The 12,132-nt window shown below is 58.6% G+C and carries 13 protein-coding genes; 2 read left to right on the forward strand and 11 right to left on the reverse strand.

Features of this window, described 5'->3' with window-relative positions:
- Positions 1-188: 188 nt before the first annotated feature.
- The gene (locus MUN80_RS12735) at positions 189-896 is read right to left on the reverse strand and encodes a fasciclin domain-containing protein (protein ID WP_311136292.1); all 708 of its coding nucleotides are present in this window, start codon (positions 894-896) and stop codon (positions 189-191) included.
- A 114-nt stretch (positions 897-1,010) separates the two neighbouring features.
- Positions 1,011-1,427 carry an EamA family transporter gene (locus MUN80_RS12740; protein WP_244724736.1) on the reverse strand — a complete coding sequence of 139 codons (417 nt, stop codon included), beginning with the start codon at positions 1,425-1,427 and terminating at the stop codon, positions 1,011-1,013.
- Between the two features lie 331 nt (positions 1,428-1,758).
- Here MUN80_RS12740 and MUN80_RS12745 point away from each other — a divergent pair, with 331 nt between their 5' ends.
- A complete protein-coding gene (locus tag MUN80_RS12745) occupies positions 1,759-2,151 on the forward strand; it encodes a hypothetical protein (protein ID WP_244724738.1) in 393 nt (130 codons plus the stop codon).
- Positions 2,152-2,292: 141 nt separating this feature from the next.
- Here the strand turns inward: MUN80_RS12745 and MUN80_RS12750 are convergent, their stop codons facing one another.
- The 7 genes from MUN80_RS12750 to MUN80_RS12780 form a co-directional block, all read right to left on the reverse strand.
- On the reverse strand, positions 2,293-2,685 hold the full coding sequence (locus tag MUN80_RS12750) for an STAS/SEC14 domain-containing protein (protein WP_244724740.1): 393 nt from the start codon (positions 2,683-2,685) through the stop codon (positions 2,293-2,295).
- 166 nt (positions 2,686-2,851) lie between these two features.
- Positions 2,852-3,787 (reverse strand): T9SS type A sorting domain-containing protein, encoded by a 936-nt coding sequence (locus MUN80_RS12755; RefSeq protein WP_244724742.1) that lies wholly within the window; start codon positions 3,785-3,787, stop codon positions 2,852-2,854.
- A gap of 162 nt (positions 3,788-3,949) precedes the next feature.
- Entirely contained in the window at positions 3,950-5,266 is a 1,317-nt protein-coding gene (locus MUN80_RS12760; RefSeq protein ID WP_244724744.1) for a sensor histidine kinase, read from the reverse strand.
- A gap of 167 nt (positions 5,267-5,433) precedes the next feature.
- Positions 5,434-6,108 (reverse strand): response regulator transcription factor, encoded by a 675-nt coding sequence (locus MUN80_RS12765; protein ID WP_244724745.1) that lies wholly within the window; start codon positions 6,106-6,108, stop codon positions 5,434-5,436.
- Positions 6,109-6,130: 22 nt separating this feature from the next.
- Complete coding sequence (locus MUN80_RS12770; protein WP_244724747.1) at positions 6,131-7,183, reverse strand: hypothetical protein; 1,053 nt, start codon at positions 7,181-7,183, stop codon at positions 6,131-6,133.
- A 20-nt stretch (positions 7,184-7,203) separates the two neighbouring features.
- On the reverse strand, positions 7,204-7,569 hold the full coding sequence (locus MUN80_RS12775; RefSeq protein ID WP_244724749.1) for a hypothetical protein: 366 nt from the start codon (positions 7,567-7,569) through the stop codon (positions 7,204-7,206).
- A gap of 137 nt (positions 7,570-7,706) precedes the next feature.
- Positions 7,707-8,108, reverse strand: coding sequence for a hypothetical protein (locus tag MUN80_RS12780; RefSeq protein ID WP_244724751.1), 402 nt, complete (start codon positions 8,106-8,108; stop codon positions 7,707-7,709).
- A 203-nt stretch (positions 8,109-8,311) separates the two neighbouring features.
- On the opposite strand from MUN80_RS12780, the gene MUN80_RS12785 reads away from it, so the two are divergent.
- Positions 8,312-9,334, forward strand: a complete 1,023-nt coding sequence (locus tag MUN80_RS12785) for an LLM class flavin-dependent oxidoreductase (RefSeq protein ID WP_244724752.1) — start codon at positions 8,312-8,314, stop codon at positions 9,332-9,334.
- Between the two features lie 166 nt (positions 9,335-9,500).
- On the opposite strand, the gene MUN80_RS12790 is transcribed toward MUN80_RS12785, so the two are convergent.
- Positions 9,501-10,211 (reverse strand): GAF domain-containing protein, encoded by a 711-nt coding sequence (locus MUN80_RS12790; protein ID WP_244724754.1) that lies wholly within the window; start codon positions 10,209-10,211, stop codon positions 9,501-9,503.
- Positions 10,212-11,070: 859 nt separating this feature from the next.
- Positions 11,071-12,117 (reverse strand): LLM class flavin-dependent oxidoreductase, encoded by a 1,047-nt coding sequence (locus tag MUN80_RS12795; RefSeq protein ID WP_262922068.1) that lies wholly within the window; start codon positions 12,115-12,117, stop codon positions 11,071-11,073.
- Positions 12,118-12,132: the final 15 nt, after the last annotated feature.

Genomic DNA, 12,132 nt, shown 5'->3' on the forward strand with positions numbered 1-12,132 from the left:
CAAATATCCGAAAATCATTCGGTAGCCCTGGCGTTTTATTGCTATTCCAGAGGGAGCTGTAAGCACAAAAAGGCCCGCAGAATAATCTACGGGCCTTTTCCTGGAAAAAGAAGGCTTCCTGCTGCTGGAAAAGTTAATAACTGCTTAACCGGCAGCCAGCTGAATACCCTGCGGCGGCAGCTGGCGGCCTATTTGGTCGGCATCAGTACCGTGTCGATGACGTGGGTAACGCCGTTGCTGGACAGCACGTCGGGAATAGTTACGGTAGCGGTGCCGCCCCGCACGTCGCGCAACAGCACGGTGTTGCCCTTGCGCGCCACCGTAAGGGTTTCGCCTTCCACCGTGGTCAGTTGCTGCCCGTCCTTGAGGTCATTGGCCAGCAGGCGCCCCGATACGACGTGATAGGCGAGGATGGTGCTGAGCCGCTGCTTGTTTTCGGGCAGTAATAAGGTGGTAACCGTGCCGGCGGGCAGCTTGTCGAAGGCCGCGTTGGTGGGCGCAAAAACGGTTACCGGTCCCGGCCCCTTGAGGGTTTCGACCAAGCCGCCGGCCCGCAGGGCCGATACCAGCGTGGTGTGGTCGGTAGAATTCACGGCGTTGGCCACAATGTCCTGATCGGGCATCATCAGGTTGCCACCCACCACCACGCCGGGCGTTATCTTGAGGGCCGTGGGCTTGGTTTTGGCCTTGAGCTTGCTGCCGTTTGTGGCCTTGCCCTTCACCTTGGCTTTTCCATCGGGGGCTACTTTGGTCTTGGTCATCGTGCCGCCCTGCCGGACCTTGGCCTTGTTGGCATCCACCTTTGACTTTAAGGGTTGGGAACTTTGGGCGGTAGCACGCGGGCTCGTGATAAAGCAAAGGGCCAGGGTAAGATTCAGGAGCAGAAGTTTGAGCATCGGATAGAATAGGTTAGCAGCCCGCTATACGGACCCGTCCCGTCAAAGATAGGTTCAGAGCCTGTTTTACGGTTGAGCTCGTCCAGTAACGCACAGAACAATTCCTGGAAACGGCTAGCCCCAAATGAGCACCAGCGTGCCAATGATAATAAGGGCGGCCCCAAATGCCACGGGCACAGTCAGCTTCTCGCCCAGAAAAACAACCGACAGCATGATGGCCAGTGCTACGCTCAGCTTATCCACGGGCGCCACCTGCGACACCCGGCCCAGCTGTAGGGCCCGGAAGTAAAATATCCACGACAGGCCCGTTGCTCCGCCCGACAAAGCCAGGAACAGCCAGTTGCGCGGGGTAAGAGTGCCCAGCTCGGCCAGACTGCCCTTGGCGGCCACGATACCCCAGGCTACCAGCAGAATTACCAGCGTCCGGATGGCCGTCGCCAGATCTGAATTGACGCCCTTGATACCTACTTTGGCCAGTACGGCAGTGAGGGCCGCAAAGCTGGCCGAGAGAAGGGCGTAAAACCACCACATGCGAAAAATTATATATTCACCAAGACTAGGCTTTTGGCTGTAGCCTGCCCGACCGTCCATTGATAAAGTGGCTGTGTTTGGTAAGATTCGACCAGCTTCTAAAAAGCTATTAGCTGTAAATCCATGTCACAATTTGATAACATTAGTACTTTGTCAGCTGTGGATACGGCTGATAATAGCGCTGTTCAGGTGGAATAAAGCATTCTGTCTTGCTTTGTTGCGTGTCACAATTGCCAATAAATTTTCCTTTCTATCGGGCTAAAAGTCGGCAATCTTGGAAGCGTTCTAAGCTACTTTTCTCCCCCAGTAGCCTCTTTAAAAGACGACTGCCATGAAAGACACATATCTGCACAACCTGGGCTTTGTGCCATTGGTCCCCAGTTACTCCCTGTTCACCTCCAACCGCAGCGGGGAAGGAGCCTACATTCCGCCGACGGACGTGCGTTACCAGCACATTTACACGGCTCAGGATGGAGCGACGCTGTTCGTGTACTCCTGGTTGCACGAGCCGGGCTACATGCTGACCACCTGCGAGAATATTTCCTCGATGAGCCAAATCGTGGCGGAGCTCGACTCGGATGACCCAGCGCTGCTCCTGCAGCAGATTGAAGCGTTTTTCGGGCTGCACGGCGGCGTGGCTTTGTCGTTAATGCAGGACGCCCAAACCAATCTTCAGGCCTTACACCTGCAAACGGGCACCCAAGCCCGCGAACAAGCCGCCTAATTCTGTCTGTTTCCTTTCTGAGCTATACCCAAACAAACTTTCCGCTGGTAAAGAACGCAGAGCTTTTTACCACAACAAAGGGCCAACACGTAGCAGTGTTGGCCCTTTGTTGTGTACTATGCACTATAAAGCAGTGAAGCGTCAGGCGGTCGTGCGCAGCCACTCATAGGCCGTAGCCAGATCATCGAATGTGACGACCATGGGGCGGGTTACGAACTGCATAGCCTTGTCCATGGATTTGCGGGCCCGCCAATGGGGAGGATACACCCAGGCCACGTACCGTACGCCGCCGCGGGCCAGCTGGTCGTAGTAGTGGCCGCCCACCCAGGCCGCGCCTTTGTCCCAGTCGGAAGTTACCTGACTGTTGTCGTTAAGCATTTTGGTGCAGGGGTGCTGCTGCAGCAAGCGTAGTACTACGTCGCCCCCCGTGACGGCCGAAACCTCGTTGTGCTGTCCCTTCCATTCCACGTACAGCCACTGGTTGAGGATATCATACGAAATAGAGAGGGAAGGCGTATCGTAGAGGATTTCCATCCAGGGGTCGGGTGAAAGGGGAACTCCAATATACGGAAACACCATCCGGAAAAGAAGTCTTACGAACCTAAACGGTAGACTATTCTTGGCAGTCTAAGCTGAACGGTACCCACCCTGAAAGCAGGCTGAGCAGTCGAGCTTCGCCGGATGGGGCACTGGGCCGCCCTTATTCCCGCACTACGCGTCGCATGACGCTGCCCGTGGCCGTGGTGACTTGGAGGATATAGGTATCGGGGGCCAGACGGCTCAGGTCAACATCGTAGGAACGGACGCCAGCGGGCACTTGGCCGGTTTGCACTTCTTCCCCGCGGCTGTTGCGCACCGAAATCCGGGCCGCCGCGCTGCTGGCCCCCGTGTAGATGGTAAAATGCGCCGGTGTGGGGTTGGGAGCAATGCTGAGTTCCGGAGCTGTCTTGGCCGCGGCTGGCGTCACCCTAACGGGAACAGCCGCCGAAGCCGCCACGCAGCTGCCCGGATTGATAACCAGCACCGTGTACGACCCGCTGGTAGTAGCGGTATACGTATTGCTGGTGGCCTCCCGGATGAGCTGGCCATTGTTGAAAAACTGGTAGGTAGCTCCTTCGGTACCACCGCTGGCTGTTAGGGTTACGGCACCGCCATTGCCAAACGTGGTTGGGCCGCTGGCCGTCAGTATGGGGCTGGGTAGCGTGTGGAGCACCAGAAACGTGCTGGCCGACAAGCCCGTGGTGCCGCTGGCCGTCAGATGGTTAGTGATGGTGTAGGCCCCGGCCCGGCTGCGGGCCAGATCTACGACGCCCGTGGTCGGATTGATGCTCAGGCCCGCCGGACTGGCCGAAAACGTACCAGCCTGCGCTCCGTTGGCCCAGGCGGGCACGAGCTGACCCACTGTGCCAGCGCAGCGGCTCCCGCCATCGTAGGCAAAAAGTGCCCCCGCAAAGGCCGGGGCAGTGCTCCCGCCCGCCGACTCGGAGAAGGCCACGTGGTCAGAATCCAGGGCTTGGGCGCGCATTGCTCGGGCCATCATCAACAGGCTGAGCAAAATAATGGCGTGGCTCCACCAGGAGGCCACGCTGTCGAGAACGTGAGAAGTAGTGGTTGGAATAGGAGACAGGGCACGCATAGCGCAGGCGTTAGGTGAAGGTCGCGCGGTACCGGAGTACTGCAGGTTAGTGCACAACGCTACTGCCTAAACATGATGTGAATATGATAAGCAACGCCTCGCTCAGCCCACCGGAAGGGACTAAAAAGCTGTTTTTAGCCCTGATTAGCCCCAATCCGGCATTTACTGAGCCGGAAAAAAAAGCAGAAAAGAAGTACCCAGGCCTTCAATAGAGTTGACCTCGATGCGGATGCCGTGCAGGTCGGCAATGGTGCGGACAATGGACAAGCCCAGGCCGTAGCTGTCCGGGTCGGTGGTGCTGCCCTTGTCGAAGCGGTGAAACAGGCGTGGCAACTGCTCCTTCCTGATGCCCCGGCCGGTGTCGCGCACTTCCAACACGTAGCCGCCCGGTGCCGGCCGGCCCAGCAGCATGATTTGCCCACCCTCCCGGTTGTACTTGATGGCGTTGCTAACCAGGTTGAAGAGCAGGGTAAAGAGCAAGCCGCGGTTGGCGGCCGGCACCACAAAATCGGGCTGCACTTCCTGGCTGAGCGAGAGGTTGAGCACGGCCAGCCGGTCCTGCACTTCCTCGCTCACCTCAGCCACCAGCTGCCCCAACGATACGCTTTCGGTGCGCGGAAACTGGTCGTTTTCAATTTTAGAAATCATCAGCAGCGACTTGATAATAGTCCGCAGCCGGTGCACCGTGCGCTGCGACTCCACGACCCGCAACAGGTTTTCATCCGACAGACTTTCGTCGCTGAGCATATTGTCGAAACGGTACTGCAGGGCAGCCAGCGGGGTTAGCAACTCGTGGGACGCGTCGGCAATAAACTTGCGTTCCTTGGAAAACGAAGCCTGAATGGTGGTCATCATTTCTCGCAGGCTCTCGTCGAGGTAGCGGAAATCGTCGGTGCTGGTCGGGATAGGCGTGAAGTTGAAAGCGGCCGGGTGGTGGGCATTCTTAAGCCGTTGCCGGATGATGGTGTAGAATGGCTCCAGCAGGTAGCGAAAAAAGGCCAGGTCGGCCAGCGTCGTCAGGGCCACAGCTACCAGCAGAATGTAGAAGGCGTAGGTGCGGAAGTTGCGCTCCGTCTCGTCGATGCTGCCCGTGCTGCGCCCGATTTCGAGCAGGTAGTACTTCGGGCCCTGGGCAAAAGAGTAGCTCAGCACCCGGTATTCCACGATTTCATCTTCCACGGCCCGCTTCGAGTCCTCAATCACGTCGATGCGCGGTCCGGGCGGTATTTCCTCGAGCGAAATAAACTCCTCCTTGAGCAGGTTGTAGCTGCCGTACGACGACTGGTCGCCCTCGATAAAGGTAGAAATACCGTTGCGGCGAATCAGGCGCAGCACCTTTTCCTTCTTCTGGGCCAGCCGGTTATCCGTCGATACTAGGGCCAGCTGGCTCATCACCGGTGGCAGCACACCTACCAGCAGTAGCAGAATGGCTACCCGCGACAGGGCATTGAACAAGCTGAATTTGGTGCTGAGCTTCAAAAGGAAAAGGTTTTAGGCGGCGTCCCGCGGCCCAACGGGCTACAGCAAGCAGTCCATGGCCTGGTTATACCGAGCGGAGTCGAAGCCTGCCGACTGCCAAAGTAACTTAATTCCTCCTGCGGGAACGATGCTTCGGCTCTGCTGAGCAGAACGTGCTGATTGTAACTTCACAGCCGGGCCCGGTAGCCCACGCCGCGCACGGTTTCGAGCCACTCCACGTCGGCCAGCAGCCCGAGCTTCTTGCGCAGATTTTTGATGTGGGCGTCAATGTAGTTGGAGTCGAAGCCCGCCTCGGGCAGGTTGCCCCAGATATGCTCGGTGAGCTGCAGGCGGGTCATGACCCGGTTTTTGTGCAGTACCAAGTAGCTCAGCACATCAAATTCCTTGACCGACAGGCTGACTTCCTGACCCTGGTGCAGCAGGCGGCGCGTTTGCAGGTCCAGCTCGAAAGCGCCGCAGCCCACCAACGGTTTGTGCAGCCCGAAGCGGCGGCGTGTGATGGCGTGCATACGGGCCAGCAGTTCGGGCAGGGAAAAGGGCTTGGCCAGGTAATCATCGGCCCCCAGCTCCAGGCCACCAATCCGGTCTTCCACCGCGCCGCGAGCCGTCAGGATGATAACGGCGGCCGTCAGATCGTTCTGTTTGGCCTCGGCCAGCACGTCGAGCCCGTCGCCGTCGGGCAGGCCCAGGTCCAGCAGCACGAAGTCGAAGGGCGTATCGGCCAGGTGGGTACGGGCCTCACGGGCGGTGCGGGCCACCGTGCAGGTAAAGTTTTGCTGGTGCAGGAAGATGCCCAGCTCGCGGGCCAGGGTGCGCTCATCTTCCACGATAAGAACGGTCATGGTAGGTCGAAAGGCGGCGGGTTTACAGCGTGAAGGCCACGCTGGTCGTGAAGTAGGAACGGGCGCGGCTCACGTCGTCGGGCAGCAAATTGACTGGGATGGAATACCGCCAGGCCGCCTGCACGGCCACCGCGCCCAGGTGGTAGGTCGCGGGCACGCGCAGCTCGTAATTAAGCACTCGGAAGCGTGTCACCGGAGTTTCGGTCGTCGTGGTAATGGTTGTGCTGCCCCCGCCGCCGTTTCCTTTCCCGTTGCCTTTTCCATTGCCTTTGATGTTACCGCGTACAACCTGCTGCTCGATGCTGGTTTCGATGAAATGCTGGGTGCCCGCCATCATGCTCAGGCGCGGCTCAATGGCCACGTAGGCTTTGGGCGTAAACACCTTGTCGATTTCGAAGTAGCGGGAGTTGTCGAGCACCAGGAAAAAGTCGTTGCTTTCCCCAAACAGGTAGGCCGCGTTCAGGCGCGAATACACGTAGCCCCAATCTAAGCCCACGTAGGCGTCGATGGAATTATTGACGCTGGACTTTACCAGTGGGCTGTTGCGGGCGAAGAAAAAGTGGGAGTAGCTCAGCGAGGCATCCACCTTTTTGGACAGGTCCCCGTCCCAGCCCACCGCCACGTCGGTTTCGTCGATAAAGCTGGAAGTGTCAAACAGATTGTAGCCCACCACCGAGCCCCAGATGCCGTAGCGGCTGGTGTAGCTGAGCTCCCCAGCCGTATAGGGAAAGCGCGTGGTTTGGGTGCGGCCAAAAAACGAGGAATTGGTGCCGTAGCTCAGCTCGGCCCGCAAACTGCCGCGCGGTTCCGCTTTGGACGGAACCGGAGCAATGGGCGGCGGCGGTGGGGGCGGAACCGGCTTGGCAGGAGCTTTAATCGGCGCTTTCACCGGGGCCTTCACCGGCGTTTTGACAACCGGCGGCACAGGTACTTTTTTCTTGGGTGGCGTTGTGGTGGCGCGGGGTTTGGGTTTACTGGTGCCCGTACTCTGACCGGCTGCGGTTCCGGCTGAGCCCAGCAGCCCCGCCAAAATCAGCAGCCCCAGCAAACGAGGCAAGCCAAGTAAAGAAACCATATGCTCTCAGTCAGTGGTGTTTAGTGCCCGCGGCCGTGCCCCCGTCCAGCTCCGCCGCCCCGGCTACCACCGTTGCTGCTACTGCTGCGGGCACTGCGGCCACCTTCGGCGCTTCTACTGCTACTACTACGAGCACTACGGGCCGAGCGTTCGGGCCGGTCGCCGCGGGCTGAGTGATCCGTCGAGCGGCCAAACAAGCCGCCGCCTTCCACCCGCTGGGGCTTGCTTTGCGGCTTGCTCTGAGGCACCACTTTTACTGGCGGCGCCGCCCCGTCCCGCCGCGGCTTGTCGCCTTGTTCGTCCACAGCCCCTGGGTGATGGGCCTGGCCGGGCAAGGCTGCCGTCAGCAGCACCAGCATACACAGCAAACGAATTAGAATAGTCATGAACGGGGCAAAAATAACTAGGCCCAAGGCAACCTACTGCATTTTGAGCACTCCAACACGCCCAGGTTATGAAACAGTGCCGGCCGCTCTCTGATTTAAGCCGAAATACGGCCGGCCGCTGGCCTCAACCGGCAATCCTAGCGCTCCGAGCGGTGAGCATTACCTCCGACACGGCTTTTCTGCGGTCCGTTGCCGCCAGCCCGTAAGGAGCCGTGCGTTCTCTCCCCACGGGCCGACCGTAGGGTGCGGTTGTCGTGGGCTGTCGAGCGGCGGGCACTGGCCACCGAGCTTACCGCGGCTCCTTTGTCGGCACCGGTTAAAGTCGTACCCTGGGCCACGGCCTGTACCGTTTGCCCGTGGTTGACCGGGGTCGTGACTACTTCGTCCTGAATTCCGTCCTTGTTTTCGTCTCTGATTTCGGACTGCTGGGCGGGGCGTGCTTCTGATTTGTTCGGGCGGGGCGCCTTATGAGCGGGGGCTTGAGCCAGAGCGGCTACCGAGAACAACAGGGCCGCGGCGGAGCAAAGCATCTTTTTCATGGGAACGAAGGCTTAATTCGAAGGATATGAATCAAACCTAGCTCGTCAACATGATGTGAAAATGATAAGCCCCACCTTTGCTTTATCTTCCCGCCGGGCCAGCTAGTACATCCAGGTACAGTTGGGCTTAAGCTGGCCGCTTTCAGGTAAGAGCGGGCCCGCTAAACAAATGCCGATTGCCCCGGATTTATACAGGAAAACAAATGGAGGTAGGAATAGATAGTTTTGCGGCCCTGCTGCTGGACAATGGCACCGGCACCCAGCTGAGCGGCTCCCAGGCCATGGGCCAGCTACTCGACCGAATCGAGCTGGCCGACCAGGTCGGACTCGATGTATTTGGTATTGGGGAGCACCACCGACCGGAATACCTCGATTCGGCACCGGCCGTCATCCTGGCCGCCGCAGCCGCCCGTACCCGCCGGATCCGGCTGACCAGCGCCGTGACCGTGCTCAGCGCCGCCGACCCGGTGCGCGTGTTTCAGCAGTTTGCCACCCTGGATTTGATTTCGCAGGGCCGGGCCGAAATGGTGGTGGGCCGCGGCTCTTCTATCGAGGCATTTCCCCTGTTCGGCTTCGACCTCGACGATTACGATGCCCTTTTCACCGAAAAGCTGGAGTTGCTACTAGCTATTCGCAACAATGAGCGGCTGCATTGGAGCGGCAAGTTTCGGCCCGCTCTCACAGGGCAGGGTATTTATCCGCGGCCGGCGCAGAGCCAATTGCCTGTCTGGCTGGGCGTGGGCGGCACACCCCAGTCATTTGCCCGGGCCGGCATGTTGGGCTTGCCGCTGATGGTGGCTATCATCGGGGGCGAAACCCACCGCTTCCGGCCCCTGGTCGACCTTTACCGGGAGGCGGGCCGCCGGGCGGGTTTCACGCCCGAGCAGCTGCCAGTAGGGCTGCACTCCCTAGGCTACGTGGCCGAAACGACCGAAGAGGCCTTGGAGAGCTTTTACCCCGGCTATGCCCGCACCTTCAGCAGCCGGGCCCGGGAGCGGGGTGGCCCGCCCGTTACCCGGCCCCAATTCGATGCGCAGGCCGGCCCAACTGGGGCCCTATTGGTCGGCAGCCCGGAAGAAGTTGCGGCCAAGATTAAGCGGCACAGCGACGCCTTGGGCGGCATTACGCGCGTAACTTTCCAAATGGATGTGGCTACATTGCCCCATGCTCAGCTGTTGCGGGCCATTGAGCTGCTGGGCACCCGTGTGGTGCCTTTGCTGCGCTAGGTAAAGCCCGAATCAACTGCTACCGTAGTACTATTAAGCTGTTATAAGGCAAAAGAGTCCGGAAACGTGGTTTTCGGACTCTTTTTTTATGCAGTGTGAAACAGAAAGGTAAGCAGGTTGCAAAGCAACCAAAAGCGTAGTCTGCTCCCTTGACGATACGTAAGGGTCAGGAGCATTGCTGTTCGTCGAGCAAGAACTGAAAATCGTGTAGGCGGCGCTGCACTTGGGCGAGTAGCTCGGTTGGTACCGGAATCTGGACGCCATGCCGAGTGAAAAGATAGCGTACCAAAGCCGTTAATTCGCGCAATTCCTCCTGAAGTTGGACCCGTAACTTTTCCCACTGCTCAGACCCGCCCGAAGAGTGGTATAAGCAGTTATGGCGTACGGCAATGGCTTGGCTGATTAAAGCCGCGAGCTGGTCGAGTACCTGTTGCTCGGGTGCACTAAAGGTGCGGGGCTGCCGGTCAATGATACACAAGGTGCCCAGAGGGGACTTATCGGGTAGGCGCAACAGGGAGCCGGCGTAGAAGCGGAGTTCATTCTGCTGGGCCGCAAGGGCGGCCTCAGCAGTAATGGTGGCAGTAGTTTCAAGTAGCAGGTCGTGGTAAACCACGGCACGGGACTGTTGAATGGCCGTGGAGCACAGGGCCTCGGCCCGGGGCTGCCGGTCGTTGCCGGGCATACCGTGGTTGGCCGGGTACAGCACCTCATCTTCCTCGACTATAGCGATGAGGGAGATAGGCAGGCTGAAAACCTGCGCCGTGAGCGCAACAAATTCATCGAAAATCGGCTCGATAAGGGTTGGCAGCACGTCGTAGGAGCGCAGGCTGCGCAGCCGCTCAGATTCGTTATCGGGGAATAAAGGAGCAGAAGACATAATAGTAAGTAGCTAGCTTGCTTTGAAGCTATAAACGTAAAGTAAGGATTTACGGGCTGTTCTCCTCTTGAACCACACCATGCTCACTTATGGTGTGGGCAATGAAACCACCCGTGAAGTCTCACGAGCGCCCTACAGGCAAGCATGAAACTGACACGGTTATTCTACTACCGGTGTCCGGATCTAGTTAGCCAGCACAGTAGTGCAACCCCGTATAGCGCTGAGTAAGTTTGCCCCGCGGTAAAAAGGGCTACCCGTATCGTAGGCCAGCGCCTAGACGCTCTATTCGTCGCCTGCTAACTTACGTTCGCTTCAGCTGCAAAGCTAAGATCCTAATAATCTGCCATACTCATGCTTATACTACAGCTTGGTAAGCGACAGATTCTTGAGCTTTCCAGGCAAAGAAAATCTACTTCTAACCTCACGATTTTCTGCCCTATTTAGGCAGAATCCGCTGGGGCTCATAGTGGCCCTTCTGTATAGGAGTATCGTAGCCGCCGTAGACTCGGCATCTGGGTTTTCGATGCCCTCGCCGTGTCGTTCCTTGGTTCATAGTACGCTCGACGCGTGGGGAGTTATCGGCGTGCGTTAGAAAGGCAGGGGGCACGATGAGTGCCGCGTCGGTGGTGCGGTACTTGGTGCGCCCGGGCGGACGGTGGCGGTTGTCCGTTAGGTCGTTGTCAGTTGCGGCGCTGTGTAGCGAAGGCGTAGGCAGGAAGTAAATGAAAAAGCGGGCAGCCAGATAGCCACCCGCTTCCTTACGGCGAGAACCAGAAAACGGCCCTACGGAAGAAACCGGTCTGGGCGCATTTCGGAAGTAAGGCTGATTAGCCTGCTAGGCGCTACTTGCCCTTTTGCTTTACCTGTTTTCGTTAAGCTCCTGCATAATTTCGGCGAACAGTCGTGCAGACTTTAGCCGGTCATCCAGCGCGTACATGCTGGAAGCAGTGATGAGCTCATCGGCCTGCGTTTCGACCAGAAAGGCTTGTAGCTGCTGCTTGACGGTTTGCTTGCTGCCGACAAAGGAATACTTGAGCATCTGGTAGACGGAGGGATGCTGCCACATTTCTTGTAGTTCCTCGGTCATGTCCGTGGGCGGCTGCATGGGTTCTTTCGTTCTTCCAGTCAACATGCCCACAAACATCCGGATGACACTCGTGAACTGTCGTTGGGCTTCTTCGTCGGTATCGGCCACGTAGGCGTTGATGGCCACGATGGTATACGGTTGGCTTAGCGCCGCCGAAGGCCTAAACTCGTCGCGGTAAATTTGCAGCGCCTGGTGTAAGTGTGTGGAGGCAAAGTGGCTGGCAAACGCGTAAGGCAGGCCCATCTTGGCCGCCAAGTGGGCACTATCGGTGCTGGAACCCAAGATATACAGGGGGACGTTGGTGCCCTCGGCTATAGGAGCCCGCACGGCGGCCTGCTTGTTGGCAGGAGAGAAGTACGCCTGAATTTTGCTGATTTCCAGCGGAAAGGCCTGGGCCGCCTGCATGAAATCCGACCGGATGGCCTTCGCGGTCGGCGAGTCGGTACCGGCCGCCCGGCCCACCCCCAAATCAATGCGGCCGGGATAGAGCTGCGCCAAGGTGCCAAATTGCTCGGCCACAATCAGGGGCGAGTGGTTGGGCAACATGATGCCGCCGGAGCCCACCCGGATGGTCGTCGTATTTTCAGCCACGTACCCGATGAGCAGGGGAGGCGCGTTGCTGCCAATATTATCGGAGTTATGATGTTCGGCCAGCCAGTAGCGGGTGTAGTGGGCTGCTTCAGCGGCCTTGGCCAGCGCCAACGAATTGTTCAGGGTCTGCTTCACCGTATCGCCTTGCGACACGATAGCTAGGTCTAAAATGGAATAAGCAACCGGTGGCTTTTCCGGGCGGTTAGACTCGTTCACAGGAGTAGGCATTGCTTTTTTAAGATA

Source organism: Hymenobacter cellulosivorans (genome assembly GCF_022919135.1).
GTDB classification, from domain to species: domain Bacteria; phylum Bacteroidota; class Bacteroidia; order Cytophagales; family Hymenobacteraceae; genus Hymenobacter; species Hymenobacter cellulosivorans.